The following is a 16,430-nucleotide window of genomic DNA, read 5'->3' as shown; positions in this document are numbered from 1 at the left end:
GTTAAGGAGGGCTAAAAAGTTTTATCCTCTATTAAGTAAGCTATGGAATTACAAGTCGGCGTCAAAGCTTTAATAAAAAACGAATCTGGTAATTATCTACTGCTCAAAAGGACTGAACCATACCCCGAAGAAAGCGAACCCAGGTGGGACATACCAGGCGGACGAATAAATATTGGCGAACCTATTGAACAAGCTTTACAAAGAGAAATAACTGAAGAAACCGGTTTAACCATAACTAATGAACCACGAATAATTCAGGCTCAAGATATTCTAAGAAATTCTGACAAACATGTTGTCCGTTTAACCTATCTAGTACAAACTGTTGGAGAAATAAAACTTAATCCTCAAGAACACACTGACTTTGTTTGGTGCTCACTTGAAAAAATTTCTGAACTTCGGCATGATATATACTTGGATCCTATTTTAAAAACTTTACAAGCGGCTAGCTCAGCTTCCGTCAAAGATTAATCAGCCTCTGGCTGAGGTTAGAGCAGAACATTAATAAATTATTTACACACTATTGGGCACGTAGCTCAGTTGGTTAGAGTGCGTCGTTGACATCGACGAGGTCCCCAGTTCGAGTCTGGGCGTGCCCACCAGTGTGTAAATAAACATCACACCACGCCACGGCGGGGTCCCGCCCACCATATCTTAATTAAGCCTTTAATTGCCCCTTACTTAAAATTCCCCAGCCTAAACCCCGGGGAATTTTTGATTTAAAAGTTGGTAATTATCAACCAATCACTAGCAGCTAAAAATTACCTAATATTAGCCCTTATTTAACAAAAACCCTTGATTAAACCGCCATTTTTTGCTATTATTAATAAACTTGTGTGTAGCTACTTTTCTGGGCGGAAATTTAGCGATAACAAGTTAGGCATATAGGCGCCTTGAAACTCAAGTCAATTCTTCTACAAGATCGCCGGGGAACAGGTATCCAACAAATAATTACGATAAACCTGCTTAATGCCAAATTAAGAGTTTAGAGGATTGCTCGCAAAATAAATCCTCTATCTTCTTGGGGCTAGTAGTTTTACTAACAGCCGCGAAAAGACTACTACCTAACTCTTAAAAACATCCCCCGCTAAGGCGGGGGATGTTTTAGTTTACTTATTATAATTAGACGTTACTTGCATAGCCCACAAATCATGCGGGTGACTTTCTTTAAGAGAAGCTTCGGTTATCCTAATAAATTTAGCTTTCTTTTTAACTTCTTTTAAATTTTTAGCACCTATATAAACAAAACCGGATTTTATACCACCAACCATTTGCTGTAAATAATCAGATAAACTACCAACATAAGGTACCCTAGCCGAAACCCCTTCCGGCACCAAATATTTAGTTTTAAAATCAGCTTGACCGTATCTATTCTTACTGCCTTTTTGCATAGCTTCAAACGATCCCATGCCCCGATAAGCCTTAAACCAACCTTGCTTAGCCTTAACTAATTTTCCTGGCGATTCTTTAGTACCAGCCAACAATCTACCCAACATAATAGCCCCAGCTCCACCAGCCAAAGCCTTTACCATATCCCCTGAATAATTTATACCACCGTCGGCAATAATCGGTTTTTTAAACTTATTAGCTTCTTTAACCGCCAGCATCACAGCAGATAGTTGAGGCACGCCTATACCAGCCACTACTCTGGTGGTACAAATGGAACCTGGCCCAATCCCCACCTTTACCACGTCCGCGCCAGCTTTTACTAAAACCCTAACCCCTTCGACCGTAGCCACATTACCAGCTACCAAAGTTACTTTATTAAATCTTTTATCCTTTTTAATCTGCTTAGTCATCTCTATAACACCTTTAGAATGACCATGAGCCGTATCTATTACTAACAAGTCCACATCCGACTTAAGCAAAGCCTCGGCCCGTTCAAAAGCTCCGTCGCCATAAGCTATAGCGGCTCCTACTAATAATTTTTCTTTTTTAACTTTACTAACTTCCTTAACCTGAGCAGTAATTGGCATATTCATATGAATTACGCCCAGCCCACCCAATCTAGCTAAAGCTATAGCTAAAGCGCTTTCTGTTACCGTATCCATTGGCGCTGATAATATTGGCGCTGTTAGCTTAATTTTTCCTAAAATTGTGGATAAATCTATAGCCGAACGCCGTAAATCCGAATAACCCGGTTCTAATAAAACATCGTCATAAGTTAAATATAAAGGTAGAGACATAAAATAAAATTAAAATAATAACTTAAGCATTAAGATGCTTACCCTTAATTCATAATTCCTAACTCTAAAAGTATGCTTTGATACTATCAGCTTTACAAGCTACAATCAATTCATGACTACTAATAAATTTATAGCTATTATCGATTTTGGCTCCCAATATACGCATCTTATTAGCCGACGTTTAAAAGATTTAAGCGTGGCCTATAAAATATTTCCACCAACTGTTTCAAGTAATCAACTAACTAAGGCCCAAGGACTAATTCTATCTGGCGGACCTAACAGCGTTATAACCAATCCAATTAAATATAATGACCAAATTTTTAAACTAAATCTACCAATTTTAGGTTTATGTTATGGTCACCAACTAATCTCTCAAATTTTTGGCGGACAAATAACTCCTAGCAAAATTCGAGAATATGGCTTAGCCAAATTGGTGATTAAAAAAAACAATCTCCTACTAAAAGACCTACCAAAAGTCAGCGTAGTTTGGATGAGCCACGGCGACAGCGTCACTAAACTTCCTAAAGACTTTACTACCTTAGCCAGCACCACCTCTCTAAAACAAGCGGCCATTGTTCATAAAACTAAACCTATTTTCGGCTTGCAATTTCATCCCGAGGTTCACCATACCGCCTACGGCTTAGATATTTTAACCCGCTTTGTTTTTGATATTTGTAAAACTAAAACTAATCAACAAACCTCTTTAGTACAAGAAATTCTACAAGAAACTATTAAACAAGCTAAAAATAAAAAAGTTTTCCTGCTAGCTTCCGGCGGAATTGATTCTACTGTAGCTTTAGCTATCATGAGTAAAGCTTTGGGTAATAACCGGGTCCAAGCCTTGCATGTGGACACTGGCTTTATGAGGCAAAACGAAAGCCTTTTAGTTAAACGGGCTCTAAATAAAATTGGCTTTAATAATTTACATATTATTCAAGCTAAAAATTTATTTCTAAACAAACTTAAAAAAATATCTGAACCGGAAACCAAACGGCAGATTATCGGCCAAACCTTTTTACAATGCGTTAATTTGGGTATTAAAAACTTAAAACTTAATAAAAAAGACTGGCTCTTAGGTCAGGGCACTATTTATCCCGATACTATTGAATCTGGCGGCACCAAACACGCTGATAAAATAAAAACCCACCACAACAGAATTGGTTTATTAGCCGACTTAGCAGCTAAAGGTTTGCTGGTGGAACCTTTACGTAAACTATATAAAGATGAGGTTAGGCAGCTGGGTAATGATTTAAAACTGCCACCCGAGCTAATTTGGACTCACCCTTTTCCTGGTCCGGGACTAGCTGTCAGAATTCTTTGCTTAAATAAAAAAGAACTTAAAAATTCCGCTGTTAATAATTTCCAATTAACAAAACTTAAACTTAAGCACCGCTTACTACCCATTAAAAGCGTCGGCGTACAAGGCGACGAAAGAAGTTATGCTCACCCTTTGGCCCTAGAAGGAACTTATAAAAATTTTATTAACTACACTAAACAAGCTACCAAACTAGCTAACCAACATCCGGAAATAAATCGGGTTATTTTAAAAATTTTTGGCCCCACTATAAACTTAGGCCAACCTTACGAAGCTTATCTCTCAGCCAACCGTATCAAAAAACTACAAATTCTCGACCATCTAATCAGCAAAATTTTAAAACAAGCTAATGTTTATTATAAAATCTGGCAATGTCCAGTTATCCTTATACCCTTTGGCCAGCAATATAAAGACAGCCTAGTTTTAAGGCCTTTTGCTTCCAAAGAAGCTATGACTGGCCAGGCTTATCGCCTACCAGCTAAAACATTAAGCCAAATAGTTAAGCAAATAAAAAAATTAAAACTGGTTGATTACATCTTCTACGATTTAACCAATAAGCCCCCGGGCACAATTGAATGGGAATAAAAAACCCTGTCTAAAAAGGGGTTTTTTTGTTAAAGTTTAACCAGAATAAAAATCTGGTTTAAGAATAATAAATTATGTCCTCCTTACCACCCAAACTTCCACAAGAGCTAATAAAAGTAATTAAGCAATTAAAAAAACTGCTCCCCACAGCGGAAATTTATCTAGTGGGCGGAGCGGTTCGTAACTTATTGTTAAAAAGGCCAACCAAAGATTACGACCTGCTAGTTAAAAATATACCAGCCGATCCACTGGAAAAGAACTTAAAAAAACTTGGGACCACCAATTTAGTGGGTAAAAATTTTGGTGTTTTTAAGTGGCTGCCTAAAAATTGGTCTGGCGAATTAATTGATGTAGCCTTACCACGCACCGAACACAGTTTAAATTTCAGCGGCCACTACCGCGATTTTAGCGTACAAAGCGATGCCAACTTAACAGTTGAACAAGATTTGGCCAGACGCGATTTTACCCTAAATGCCCTAGCTTTAAATTTATCAACCGGAAAAATTATCGACCCTTACAACGGCCAAAGTGATTTAAACAACAAAATAATTAAAACAGTCGGCCGAGCCAATGACCGCTTACAAGAAGATTTATCGCGAGGATTGCGAGGATTGCGGTTGGCTTGCCAATTAAATTTTACTATTGAACAAACCACTTTACAGGCCATAAAAAAAATAGCCCGCTCCGTGGCTAATAAACAAATTAACAAAACTTACTTGGTGCCACGAGAAACCATAGCCAAAGAATTTTTAAAATCCCTTTTGGCCAACCCAATCGAGACAATTAATCTTTATGAAAAAAATGGCTATTTAAAACTACTATTACCCGAAGTCCAAAATTTGCGCGCCTGCCCCCAACCGCCACAATTTCACAGCGAAGGCGACGTACTAACCCACACTTTATTAGCTTTTGCTTCTTTAACCAGTCCCGCTTGGACCAAATATTGGCCCAAACAATCTCCTAGTCTTAATCTTCTCTTAGCTATTTTACTGCATGATCTTGGTAAACCATTAACCTTACAAACCCCACAAAGCCACGGCACTGACCGCATACGCAACCACAATCACGACATAGTTGGAGCCAAAATGATACCCGGCCTAATTGAACGCCTAAAATTAACCAGCTACCAAGATCCCTTAGCTGGTCAAATAGAAACTACTGTTGTAACTTGGCTAACAGCTAATCATCTACTACTGGCACACGGTCGCCCTCAGGACTTTAAACCAACTACCCTTTATAAATATTTTCTAAAAAACCCTGACCAAGGCCAATTATTACTCCAGTTAATCTTTGCCGATACTTGGGCCACCCGACCGACCAATAACTTACGATTACTAGATGGTTTTGATGAACTTTTGAAAAAAATTAAACAAGTTAGATTATCCTTACCCTCTGGACAACTTAAACTACTACTAAACGGCCAAGATATTATGACTAAGTTTAAAATTAAACCTGGTCGCCAGGTCGGCCAACTACTAAAAATACTAGAAGAAGCCCAGGTAAACGGCCTTATTAAAAATAAAAAAGAAGCGCTTAGTTATCTAAAAAATCACCAAAGCAAAAACAATAAATTGTAAAAACATGATATTTTGTTTTTGATTATTAATCATCTTGTTTGTTAATTTTTATGTCTCAAACCATAACTGTGCCCCCACTTACCCAACCAACCCGTCTGGATAAATTTCTAGTTAGCCAATTACCAACACTTTCCCGACACTTGCTACAACAAAATATTAAACAGGGGCTCATAACCGTTAATAACAAAAAAGCTACTCCTCACCATTGGTTAAAAAAAGATGATGTCATAAACTATCCTCTGCTTGTTAATAAACCTAAAACTACCCTACAACCTAACCCTAATGTTAAATGGGAACTAATAAAGGACACGGTAGATTATTTAATTATCAATAAACCGTCCGGCTTAACAACCCATCCAGCATCAGGCGTTACCGAACCTACTTTGATTGAAGGGGTGGTGGCTAAATATCCAGACCTCAAAACCGTAGGCGAAGATGCTTTACGACCAGGTATTGTGCATAGGCTAGACAAAGAAGCTTCGGGGCTAATGGTTGTGGCTAAAAACCAAGCTATGTTTGAACATCTAAAAAATGCTTTTCAAGAAAGAAAAGTAGCTAAAGAATATTCAGCTCTGGTTATTGGTCAAATGCACCAACCATCGGGCACTATAAATTTTTCTATCAGCCGTTCCAAAAACAATCGCACAAAAATGGCTGCTCAAGCCGCTAACCAAACTGGTGGTAAAGAAGCAGTTACCCACTTTACTGTTGTTAAACAATACCAAGCAGTCTGCTTAATAAGTGTTACCATTGCCACTGGTCGAACCCACCAAATAAGAACCCATCTTAATTCTTATGGCCATCCTTTAGTTGGCGATCCAATTTATCGCCCCAAAAACTTGAGTTTTAAAAACAATCCTGGTAGGCTTTTTTTACACGCTACCAAACTAGGCTTTTTTGACCTCTTAAATAATTGGCAAGAGTTTGTTAGTCCGCTACCTTTAGAACTACAAGACTTCCTTAAACAACTTTCATGAAGCCAGGTAAACTTTTTATTATTTCCGGCCCTTCTCAGGTCGGCAAAGATTCAGTGGTTCGTTCCTTATGGAAAAACAGTTCTTTAAATTTGGTTCATATTATAACTTACACCACCCGAAACAAGCGGCCAGGTGAAAAAAACGGCCAGGCTTATAATTTCGTGCCACCAAGTATTTTTGAAAAAATGATTACCCAAGAAAAATTTTTAGAATGGGCTACGGTTAGACAAGCTTATTTTGGTACACCTAAACAACCCGTAGAGCAGGCTCTTAAAAAAGGTAAAAACGTTATTTTGCAAATCGATGTTCAGGGGGCCGCTCAAATAAAAAATAAATTACCCGAAACAATTCTAATATTTATTACAGCTGAATCTAAACAAGAAATAAAACGTCGAATCTTCGCTTCTACTAAAATGACTGCTGAACAAAAAAACTCACGCTGGTTGGAAGCCCAGCAAGAATTAAAGAAAAAACCTATGTACCAATATACAATCATCAACCGCTTGGGCTATTTGAATAAAACAGTCAGGCAAGTTAAAAACATCATCTTAAACCATACCTCCTAGGCCTTGACAGTAGCCGTAAAAATTGCTATTTTTATTAAGCTTAAACTCAATATATTTTAATTAATTTTGCTATGTCTGAACAAAAAACCGTCCCAGCTGAGGCTGTTGCCCCGACAGAGAAAAAAGATTTCTCCCATATTAAGTCCGGCCAATTGGTTAAAGTGCACCAAAAAATAAAGGAAACTAACACCAAAGGCGAAGAAAAAGAACGTATTCAGGTATTTGAAGGTTTGGTTCTTAGTCGTCGCGGGGGTTTGGGCACTAATTCTACTATCACTGTTCGAAAAGTTTCCCACGGTGTTGGTGTGGAAAGAATTTTTCCCCTACATCTACCAACTATCGCTGATATTGAAGTTCTAAAAACTTTTAAAACCAACCGGGCGAAATTATTTTACTTAAGAGATTACAAAAAAAAGCTAAAAGAAGTTTCCTAAAAGTCTTTTGATTATCTAATAAGAAGTCTCTTAAAGCACCAACTCATTTTCGTTTTGGTGTTTTAAAATAATATAGTATCCTAAAAGATAGTCTTATTTAGCCCAGGTGGCGGAACTGGTATACGCACTACCTTGAGGTGGTAGCGGGAGCAATCCCATGGAGGTTCGAATCCTCTCCTGGGCACCAAAGGTTCTTGTTTAATAATTCAGCGCGCTTAGCTCAGTTGGTTAGAGCGCTTCGTTTACACCGAAGAGGTCTGGGGTTCGAATCCCTAAGCGCGCACCATTTTCTCAAATATTCTATGCCTATTATTATTGGTTCTATAATAACTGCCCTTGGCGCTGGTTTAATTTGGGGAACCGAATGGCTTATTAGAAACTTCGGTGGAGTAGCCTGGGCTGAACAGCATTTAGGTAGCGATGGTGGCTCTAGATTATTTTACAAATTAATCGGCTTTATCTTGATTATTATAGGTTTTGCCACTATCACCGGATTATTTGAACCTTTACTATTAGGCTTACTCTCTCCTTTATTCGGTAGCTTAAAATAATAAATCAAAAACCTTAGGGGATGTAGCTTAAGTTTCCGCCAGCCAGAGGCTGGTCAGCCTTTGGCCGAGATCAGCCTCTGGCTGAGGCTAGACCTGCCCGCCATGACCTATGGGCCTATAGCATAATGGTAGTGCAGTCGGTTTGCATCCGACAGGTGGGAGTTCGATTCTCCCTAGGTCCAAAGGCTATGGCAGGCGGGGGTCAGGGGTTCGAATCCTCTCATCTCCACCATTTATAAAATTCTCCATTCTTAACCGATGGGGTTTTATTTTTATAAAAATAGAAATTAAAAACTTAAAAACCAACTACCCCTTGCGGCTTTAGAAAATAATTCTTATAATATAATCAGTTGAAAAACTTTTCTTCTAGTAATTAAAAAGTTAGACTATTATCAAAAACAAAAATAATATATACTAGAAGTAGACTAACTTACCTCTAATAAAGGGAGGAGGTGATACAAATGGCTATGAAGAAAAAAGCCAAGAAGGCTGTCAAGAAAACAAAGAAGGTGGCTAAGAAGGTTGTAAAAAAGACCAAGAAGGTAGCTAAGAAGGCCAAGAAGACCACCAAGAAGGCTAAAAAGGGTAAGAAGTAATTCTTTCTCTAAAGTTTTCTAACACAACAAAAATCCTGCCAACTTTTTTATAAAGGGCAGGGTTTTTGCTTTTAAAAAATTTAAACAAAAAAACTCAAAACAAACTGGTTTGATTAATAAGTTTTTTTGCTTGGCTTAACACCCTTACCTGACCATATTCACCATCATAGCCCGGGCTTAAACTAACTCGACCTTGTCGTAAATTTTGTATCCCCTTAGCTAAATTAGGCCCCGCTATCTTTTTTAAATCGCCTACAGAACTGCTTAATAAAACAGCTAACTCACTGCCAAAAGCCGACACTAAAGGCCAATAAATTTCCCCAACTTTCTTGCTTTGTCGACCCTTAACCCCCAAAACTTCAGCTATTAATTTATCCAACTCCACTAAACTTATATAAGGTAAGCGTTGATTAGTTTGATAACCCTCTGGACGACTAGCCAGCTCCTCTACTCTATTTAGCACGCCAATGGTCAAAGGTCTTAAACATTTAGGGCAAAGACCTTGCTGTTTTTTTGTTTCCTGGGGTGATAAACATATTTGACAGTCTTTATGCCCATCAAAATGATACCGACCTTCATCCGGAAAAAATTCTATGGTTTTTTCCAAAACTAAACTGGCTGTTTTATTTTTGACAGCCACTTCTTTAACTGCTTGCCAAATATTATCGTAGGATAAACTATTTCCAGAAAAAACATTGGCCTCCCGACCTAAGTTTGGCAAAGAATGCGCATCCGAATTGGAAATAAGTGCTACTTTGTCTAATTTAGGCACCCGCCAATTCATTTTAGGATCGGATGATAACCCGGTTTCCACGGCAAATATCTTGTCAGCTAATTCTTCAAAACATTCTTCTAAACTATCATAACCAGATTTAGAACCAAACACAGCAAACCAAGGTGTCCAAATATGTGCCGGCACTAAAACATTACGTTTATCTATATCTAAAATAATTTTTAACAGCTCTTTACTGGCTAAACCCAAAATCGGCCGGCCGTCAGACTTTATATTACAACCCCTGTCTACCAAAGCTTGGCTTATTTGACTGGCAATTTCTAAACTTGGTGTAAATACACAATGATGTACCCGGCGCACCTTGTCATTATGTTTATAAATACAAGACAATTCCGTACCCACCATAAATCTGACTGGTTGAATTTGTTTTTCTTTAAATAATGGCTCGGTTTTTTGATAACTAGATTTAAGTTTATACAAACCCTCCTCAGCTGGTTCCAACTTTTCCTTAAGTTCGCTAAACCATTTAGGATGAGTAAAATCGCCAGTAGCCACGAGCCCCAAACCTTTAATCCGACACCATAAATCTATGTTCTCGGGTGTAAGCTCTTTAGAACAAGCCCGAGAGTATTTGGAATGAATATGTAAATCAGCGTAAATTTTCATAATATTGCCTAGTACTTATTAACAGTGTAACATAAAATCCATGGCCGACTACAACTATGATTTTCAATGTCATTCAACCCTCTCTGATGGAGACTGCTCTCCGTCAGAAATAATAATTAAGGCCCAAAAAAATAAATTAAAAGGTTTAATATTAACCGATCATAATACCTTGTCCGGTTATTCAGAATTTAAACAAGCAGCAGATAACAACTCTATAGAAACAATACAAGGTGTAGAAATATCCACTAAATATAAAGGTATTGAAGTACATATATTAGCCTATTCAATAGCCTTTGATATAAAAAAAATTAATAAGATACTTAAACCTATAATTACAGGTTATAATGAAAGATCAAAGAAAATAACCAAAATACTAGAAAAAAAATTAGGTCTAAAATTAAATTTTCAAGAACTTCTAAAAGAAAGACCAGCGGGTACCTGCGTTACTAAATATCATATACAAAAAAAAACTGCTCAAATAAGTGGGATCCAACCTGGGGAAATAGGAAAACTTCTGAACACTAAGGGTAAATATCATGTACCCTACGGCAGTTGGGCAAAAAATCCAATAGGATTAATTAAAAGGATTAAAGACAGTAATGCTGTTGCTATATTTGCTCATCCCGGAGAATTAATTAACAGATCAAAATTAAGTAAGAAAGAAACTATAAAAATAATTAATAAATTGACTAAGGAACTAATTAAAGCAGGTATAGACGGCATAGAATTCCGGCACCCTAACCATACTACAGAACAAGAACGTTTATATAAAAAAATAATAATTAAGAATAATTTATTAGGTATTGGCAGCTCTGACTGGCATGGGCCGTTCCATCATCCAGAAAGATATCTTGGTATGAAAGGTTTAACTAACAAAGAATGGGTCTTATTCAAAAAAGAGCTAATAAAAAGAACGGGCAATTAATTATATAATCACCCGTTTTTATTTTAATGATTCCCGTTAGCCAATTTGACCAACAGTTTTTTTAATTTTTCAACATTTTCCGAATGAAGCCTGCCGGACATATCAACATGTGATAAATTAAATATTTCAGCCAAAAAAGTTGATTTTTTTTGAAGCAATTGCAAAGCGATGTCGCGAATATTATCAGCTGATTCCAAACCAATGGTATCAATTATTTCGTTAATCGCTTCACCTGGTGAAATACCACTCTCTATAATGACGGCCAATCTTTGGGCTGGTAAGGAATTAAAAAATTCTAAAACTAAAACATCTTCTAGATCTGTCAAAAAATCGATTATTAAATTACTGAAAATAGGTCTTAGCTCCGGCCTTAATCGACAAAGTTGAACAAATAGTATGTGAATTATTCCTCTCCTGTCAAAATACCGGCGATATAAGAACTTCCAATCATCCTCTGCCAATGGAGTTGCTCTGGGAAATTCTAATAAAATTTCACCTCGTCCATTTCTAAATCTTGGAGGAATTAAATCGACATAATAAACTACTCCAGAAAAATCACAGACCCAATTAGCGGGTTTAGGATCAACTGTTACTTCAATATCATAACTATCTAAATTTCTCAATAGAAATATTTTATTCAAATTCATTAATATTCCCTTAACCAATCTAACACAATCATTCTCAGTACCTTTAAGTAATAATTTCTCTAAATCTATACCACTAAACAACGATTTTTCAACTATTCCCCAACGTCCATTGTCATGATTAATCATTTCAACAGATATTTGCTCTGGAACAGCTACTCCATTATTTTTTAAAATACTGTGATAATACTTAATATCCTTAACTAATTGTTCGGCCATTTCTTTGTTAAGAATGTCCTTATCTGCTTGACCAATAGTCTTCACAACTATCTGACGACCAAATTCATCAGTCGTCAAAAGTGGTTCAAGAACATGAAAACCTGGGGTTAAAATTACCCTTTCTTTTTGCGAATCCATACTTACCTCGTTTTTTAAAGAACCTTTTTATGATTTATTTTGTTAGGACAAAATTCTTTAAAATTCTAACCTAACAAAACAACTGTTCTTAAATTTTATTCCACAAACTATCAAAAATCATTTGCTGTGTTTGATACAAACTTTTGTCTTCTATAATAACGCCGTGCGGCTGTTTTTTTTCGTTATTAATGGAAATCATCGCTACCTTGCCGGCATAAATTAAAGTGTAAGTCGGCGCGCTATTGTTAGTAGGCAACCATTTACGTTTAGATAATTCTGTTTCTTCACCCCCTGAACCTAAAGAAATTGCCTGCACTTTAATACCTAAATGAATTCTTTCTTCGGTAAAAGTGGGGTAAGCTTGATAAATATACTTTTTAACATCAGCCGAAGAAAAAACATAATACTCTGCTATTTGGCTAGTAGACATAACATCCAAAACATCCTGTAAAATAGTTCTAACTCCTTGACTGCCTTCGTAAAATTTAACCACTGGCCTTTCCTCCATAACATACTGAATAGATTTAAGCTCGGGTAACAAAGCCACTAAATCCGTTCGCAAATTATCCATTTTTATTTTTTTGTTGTCTAAACAATCAACTAACGCCTTAGGGTCTTCAGCAATAAAGTACTGCCGTTTTTCTTCGTGAAAATAACTAACTAAACCCTGTTCTTGCAGGCTTTTTAAAATATCATAAGTCGTACCCCTGTTAACCCCAGCCTCCAAGGCCACCTTTCTAACAGGTGAAGGCCCTAATTTAAGCAAAGATAAGTAAACAGCTATTTCCTTATCTGCTAGACCAAATTTTATTAATATTTCCCTTATTTTTGACATAAAATCTTGTCCGATTTTTTTCTACAATTCTTATCAAAATTAACCAATATAAGCCTACCTTAAATAAAAAAAATGTCAAATTTTTTTTGACATAGAAACTTTTAATCTTTTTTAAAAACTATTTCCTGGTTACTTTAAAAAGCTCAAAATAGTCGCCCAATTTTTTACTTTTCTTTTGGCCAAAACCAAACAAAGCTTGTTCTGGTATTAAAGCAGCTCTTAATCTGGCTAAAGATTCAGCAGCTACATCAAAACGGGTTCGACTAATCTGCGAAGTTTGAGCTCTAATAGCCTGCATTTTTTTAAACATAGCCTTTTTAGAAAAAGCAAAAATAGTATCAAAATCCCCTTCGCTAAAAATAGCCCACGGACCTTCAAACTGCCATAATTCTAATTCTTGGCCATAGGGTTGCCTAACCTTTGGTAAAGACAATAAAGTAACTTTACGGCTGGCAATATGTGTAGGGTGACCATCCTTCTTGTGTGGTAAAAAAATAATATCCGGCTTAATCTGATTAAATAAATGTTTTACTTTATTAACATCGTTCTTAATAGCCTGTTTAATATCTTTGGCGTCATAACAACTCAAATGAAGAAAAATCGGCTCGGCGCCTAATATTTTACCTTCCCGCCTAACTTCTTTCTCTCGTATTTTAATTCTCTCTAATTTATCTTTACCATTCATGAAAGAGCGATATCCAGTTGTCATTATAAAAGTATAAACTTTATTATACTTAGCTAAAGCACTAATCGTACCACCTAAACTAATAGAAGCATCGTCCGGATGTGGGGAAATAACAATAATTTTTTTATCTTTTGGTAAATTATCTTCGGTTAAAACATTAAAACGCTTATCTACTAAAGACAAAGACGACTTATAATTCTTTTTTAATTTACTGGCGGCCGCTTCATCTATTATAAAAGTAACATTGTTTAATTTTTGTAAAATTGTGGCTGGAACTTTTTTACTAACTCTACCCTCCACAGTTGCTGCTACGGCCACGGCCTTATCAGCACCGACAGCTAACAATATAATCTTATTAGCCTTAGCTATAGTACCAAGACCCATGGTTAAGGCTTGTTTAGGCACCTGTTTTATAGAAGAAAAAAATCTGGCATTAGCCTTAAGGGTTGAAGCAGACAATTTAACTAAACGAGTTGGACTGGAAAAATTACTACCCGGCTCATTAAAACCTAAATGTCCGTTACGTCCCAAGCCTAAAATTTGTAAATCAATTCCACCAGCTTCAAAAATAGCTTTTTCATAATTGCGAACATACTTTTTAACTTCTTTATTGCTTGCTAAACCATCTGGAATATGAATATTTTCCGGTCTAATATTAATCTGGCTAAAAAAATTAGCCCACATATAATAATGATAACTCTGCTTATCATTGGGGCCTAAGCCATAATATTCATCTAGATTAAAAGTGACTACTTTAGAAAAATCAGCATTACCCAGCCGATAAGCTTGAACTAATTTTTTATAAAGCCCCAATGGCGTACTACCTGTTGCCAAACCTAAAACTGAATCTGGTTTTTCCCATAATTGGGCCATAACCAAACCTAAGGCTTTTTTAGACATTTCTTGATAATTTTTTACAACGATTACTTTCATAAAAATTTCAATAACACGTTATAAATAATAACAATAAACCACCAAACCAACAAACCTTCCCAATAATTAAAATTAGGAAGGTTTGTTTTATAAATATCTGATTAAACAAAAAGTGGGATACAGGACTCTCGCGCTGGCCTACTTTCCCAAGGACTAATGTCCCAGTATCATCGGCGCTCAAGGGCTTAACGGCTCTGTTCGGGATGGGAAGAGGTGTGGCCCCTCGGCTTGAAGCACGAGAATTCTATACCCCACAAAATTTTCTATCGAAATTTTTATTTAATAGCCAACCGATAAAACGGGTGGCGTAAAATAAAATATTAAACCGATAAAAACTGTGATAACGAAAACGGCGATTATTAAACGCGCGCCTTCTGGTATTTTGTTAAGCATTTTTTAGAGTAATTTATCTACTCGTTCTTGCGGTTAAACCACTCAGCCGATTAGTATGGCTCGGCTAAAATCCTTGCGGATCTTACACCTACCACCTATCAACCAGGTATTCTCCCTGGTGCTTAATATCGAAACCTAATCTTGAAGACGGCTTCGCGCTTAGATGCTTTCAGCGCTTATCCGTGCCGAACGTAGCTACCCAGCGATGGTTCTGGTGAACCAACTGGCACACTAGAGGTTCGTCCTTCCCGGTCCTCTCGTACTAGGGAAGAGCCTTCTCAAGTTTCGCACGCCCACGACAGACAGGAGACCGAACTGTCTCACGACGTTCTGAACCCAGCTCGCGTACCGCTTTAATAGGCGAACAGCCTAACCATTGGGACCTTCTTCAGCCCCAGGATGCGATGAGCCGACATCGTACTTAATTCCATACTTTCATATGGCGCAGACTATATCTTCATCTTGTACTGGATCGTAGCGGATTCCATTTTTGATGGAACGTGATCCGCATAATCTTCAGTTTTTTGTAACAAGAGTCGGCGTGTTATCTCCAGTCACCTTTCGCCAGCTGGCGAAGGGACTGAAAATCTCCCCTTTCGGGTCAGTCGTTACGGGGTCAACTCCACTCTAAAGTAGAGCGACTTCCCACGGTATTGCCGGGCTCGTTAGACGAGCTGACGGGTTCACCGTTATAAGCCGAATATTTGGTCATTTCTTGTCCTATCTAATTTTATTGTAATTTAAACGAAAAGATTGGGAAAAACATCACTGTTTGTGCACCCCGATATGTTAAGGTGCCAAACCGGGTCGTCGATGTGGACTCTTGGACCCGATCAGCCTGTTATCCCCGGAGTAACTTTTATCCGTTGAGCTTCGACCATCCTATATTGGATCGTCGGATCACTAACTTCTGCTTTCGCAACTGCTCGGGTTGTAGCCCTTGCAGTAAAGCTGGCTTATGGGTTTGCCCTATCACTCCCGTTTCCATCGGGAGCTAGCCAACCTTAGTAAACGCCTCCGTTACATTTTAGGAGGCGACCGCCCCAGTCAAACTACCTGCCAGATACTGTCCTTTAGCCGGATAACGGCATAAAGTTAGAACATTAGAAACATCAGGGTGGTATCTCACTTGCCGGCTTCACCGCAACCAGAGTCGCAGCTTCAAAGCCTCCCACCTATACTGAGCAAACGGGCCTAATATTCAATACCAAGCTGTAGTAAAGCTTCACGGGGTCTTTTCGTCTAGCCGTGGGTAACCCGCATCTTCACAGGTCTTGCAATTTCACTGAGTCCCTCGTTGAGACAGTCGTCAACTCGTTATGCCATTCGTGCAGGTCGGAACTTACCCGACAAGGAATTTCGCTACCTTAGGACGGTTATAGTTACCGCCGGCGTTCATCAGCGCTTCAGTTCAAGGCTGCCTTTAGTCTTGCGACTAAAATGACCTCTCGCTTTAACGTTCTGACACTGGCCAG

The 16,430-nt window shown here is 37.7% G+C and carries 13 protein-coding genes, 4 tRNA genes and 2 rRNA genes; 12 read left to right on the top strand and 7 right to left on the bottom strand.

What is annotated here, in order from left to right; genetic code table 11:
* Positions 1 to 42 precede the first annotated feature (42 nt).
* Both KKC17_01355 and KKC17_01350 read left to right on the top strand, forming a co-directional pair.
* Positions 43 to 468, top strand: a complete 426-nt coding sequence (locus tag KKC17_01355; GenBank protein ID MBU1038866.1) for an NUDIX hydrolase — start codon at positions 43 to 45, stop codon at positions 466 to 468.
* A gap of 54 nt (positions 469 to 522) precedes the next feature.
* Positions 523 to 599 (top strand) — tRNA-Val (locus KKC17_01350).
* A gap of 507 nt (positions 600 to 1,106) precedes the next feature.
* Here the strand turns inward: KKC17_01350 and KKC17_01345 are convergent.
* Complete coding sequence (locus tag KKC17_01345; protein MBU1038865.1) at positions 1,107 to 2,183, bottom strand: IMP dehydrogenase; 1,077 nt, start codon at positions 2,181 to 2,183, stop codon at positions 1,107 to 1,109.
* 112 nt (positions 2,184 to 2,295) lie between these two features.
* On the opposite strand from KKC17_01345, the gene guaA reads away from it, so the two are divergent.
* The 9 genes from guaA (at position 2,296) to KKC17_01300 (ending at position 8,370) form a co-directional block, all read left to right on the top strand.
* A complete protein-coding gene (gene guaA / locus KKC17_01340; GenBank protein ID MBU1038864.1) occupies positions 2,296 to 4,083 on the top strand; it encodes a glutamine-hydrolyzing GMP synthase in 1,788 nt (595 codons plus the stop codon).
* 74 nt (positions 4,084 to 4,157) lie between these two features.
* Complete coding sequence (locus KKC17_01335; GenBank protein MBU1038863.1) at positions 4,158 to 5,660, top strand: hypothetical protein; 1,503 nt, start codon at positions 4,158 to 4,160, stop codon at positions 5,658 to 5,660.
* 50 nt (positions 5,661 to 5,710) lie between these two features.
* Positions 5,711 to 6,637, top strand: coding sequence for an RluA family pseudouridine synthase (locus tag KKC17_01330; protein ID MBU1038862.1), 927 nt, complete (start codon positions 5,711 to 5,713; stop codon positions 6,635 to 6,637).
* The gene (gmk, locus tag KKC17_01325; protein ID MBU1038861.1) at positions 6,634 to 7,203 is read left to right on the top strand and encodes a guanylate kinase; all 570 of its coding nucleotides are present in this window, start codon (positions 6,634 to 6,636) and stop codon (positions 7,201 to 7,203) included. Before KKC17_01330 ends, gmk begins: the two co-directional genes overlap by 4 nt.
* A 71-nt stretch (positions 7,204 to 7,274) precedes the next feature.
* Positions 7,275 to 7,637 carry a 50S ribosomal protein L19 gene (gene rplS, locus KKC17_01320; GenBank protein ID MBU1038860.1) on the top strand — a complete coding sequence of 121 codons (363 nt, stop codon included), beginning with the start codon at positions 7,275 to 7,277 and terminating at the stop codon, positions 7,635 to 7,637.
* 100 nt (positions 7,638 to 7,737) lie between these two features.
* Positions 7,738 to 7,824: transfer RNA gene (locus KKC17_01315), tRNA-Leu, on the top strand.
* Positions 7,825 to 7,846: 22 nt separating this feature from the next.
* Positions 7,847 to 7,923 (top strand) — tRNA-Val (locus tag KKC17_01310).
* Positions 7,924 to 7,939: 16 nt separating this feature from the next.
* A complete protein-coding gene (locus KKC17_01305) occupies positions 7,940 to 8,188 on the top strand; it encodes a hypothetical protein (GenBank protein MBU1038859.1) in 249 nt (82 codons plus the stop codon).
* 111 nt (positions 8,189 to 8,299) lie between these two features.
* A tRNA-Ala gene (locus KKC17_01300) sits at positions 8,300 to 8,370 on the top strand.
* Positions 8,371 to 8,878: 508 nt separating this feature from the next.
* Here KKC17_01300 and KKC17_01295 read toward each other — a convergent pair.
* Positions 8,879 to 10,183, bottom strand: a complete 1,305-nt coding sequence (locus KKC17_01295) for an endonuclease Q family protein (GenBank protein MBU1038858.1) — start codon at positions 10,181 to 10,183, stop codon at positions 8,879 to 8,881.
* 40 nt (positions 10,184 to 10,223) lie between these two features.
* On the opposite strand from KKC17_01295, the gene KKC17_01290 reads away from it, so the two are divergent.
* Entirely contained in the window at positions 10,224 to 11,108 is an 885-nt protein-coding gene (locus KKC17_01290) for a PHP domain-containing protein (GenBank protein MBU1038857.1), read from the top strand.
* A 23-nt stretch (positions 11,109 to 11,131) separates the two neighbouring features.
* On the opposite strand, the gene KKC17_01285 is transcribed toward KKC17_01290, so the two are convergent.
* The 5 genes from KKC17_01285 to KKC17_01265 form a co-directional block, all read right to left on the bottom strand.
* Positions 11,132 to 12,109 carry a hypothetical protein gene (locus tag KKC17_01285; protein ID MBU1038856.1) on the bottom strand — a complete coding sequence of 326 codons (978 nt, stop codon included), beginning with the start codon at positions 12,107 to 12,109 and terminating at the stop codon, positions 11,132 to 11,134.
* Between the two features lie 88 nt (positions 12,110 to 12,197).
* A complete protein-coding gene (locus tag KKC17_01280) occupies positions 12,198 to 12,944 on the bottom strand; it encodes a TrmB family transcriptional regulator (protein ID MBU1038855.1) in 747 nt (248 codons plus the stop codon).
* A 118-nt stretch (positions 12,945 to 13,062) separates the two neighbouring features.
* The gene (gene nagB, locus KKC17_01275) at positions 13,063 to 14,562 is read right to left on the bottom strand and encodes a glucosamine-6-phosphate deaminase (GenBank protein ID MBU1038854.1); all 1,500 of its coding nucleotides are present in this window, start codon (positions 14,560 to 14,562) and stop codon (positions 13,063 to 13,065) included.
* Positions 14,563 to 14,687: 125 nt separating this feature from the next.
* Positions 14,688 to 14,803 (bottom strand): 5S ribosomal RNA (rrf, locus tag KKC17_01270).
* Between the two features lie 181 nt (positions 14,804 to 14,984).
* Positions 14,985 to 16,430, bottom strand: a 23S ribosomal RNA gene (locus KKC17_01265); the annotation flags it as partial.

This window comes from Patescibacteria group bacterium (assembly GCA_018817715.1).
Lineage (GTDB): Bacteria > Patescibacteriota > Patescibacteriia > Veblenbacterales > UBA10138 > JAHITT01.
This window is presented reverse-complemented; position numbering and strand designations above follow the sequence as displayed.

Coding starts and splice junctions, on each gene's coding strand:
- KKC17_01355 (MBU1038866.1), top strand. CDS start 43: ATGGAATTACAAGTCGGCGTCAAAGCTTTAATAAAAAACGAATCTGGT.
- KKC17_01345 (MBU1038865.1), bottom strand. CDS start 2,183: ATGTCTCTACCTTTATATTTAACTTATGACGATGTTTTATTAGAACCG.
- guaA (MBU1038864.1), top strand. CDS start 2,296: ATGACTACTAATAAATTTATAGCTATTATCGATTTTGGCTCCCAATAT.
- KKC17_01335 (MBU1038863.1), top strand. CDS start 4,158: ATGTCCTCCTTACCACCCAAACTTCCACAAGAGCTAATAAAAGTAATT.
- KKC17_01330 (MBU1038862.1), top strand. CDS start 5,711: ATGTCTCAAACCATAACTGTGCCCCCACTTACCCAACCAACCCGTCTG.
- gmk (MBU1038861.1), top strand. CDS start 6,634: ATGAAGCCAGGTAAACTTTTTATTATTTCCGGCCCTTCTCAGGTCGGC.
- rplS (MBU1038860.1), top strand. CDS start 7,275: ATGTCTGAACAAAAAACCGTCCCAGCTGAGGCTGTTGCCCCGACAGAG.
- KKC17_01305 (MBU1038859.1), top strand. CDS start 7,940: ATGCCTATTATTATTGGTTCTATAATAACTGCCCTTGGCGCTGGTTTA.
- KKC17_01295 (MBU1038858.1), bottom strand. CDS start 10,183: ATGAAAATTTACGCTGATTTACATATTCATTCCAAATACTCTCGGGCT.
- KKC17_01290 (MBU1038857.1), top strand. CDS start 10,224: ATGGCCGACTACAACTATGATTTTCAATGTCATTCAACCCTCTCTGAT.
- KKC17_01285 (MBU1038856.1), bottom strand. CDS start 12,109: ATGGATTCGCAAAAAGAAAGGGTAATTTTAACCCCAGGTTTTCATGTT.
- KKC17_01280 (MBU1038855.1), bottom strand. CDS start 12,944: ATGTCAAAAATAAGGGAAATATTAATAAAATTTGGTCTAGCAGATAAG.
- nagB (MBU1038854.1), bottom strand. CDS start 14,562: ATGAAAGTAATCGTTGTAAAAAATTATCAAGAAATGTCTAAAAAAGCC.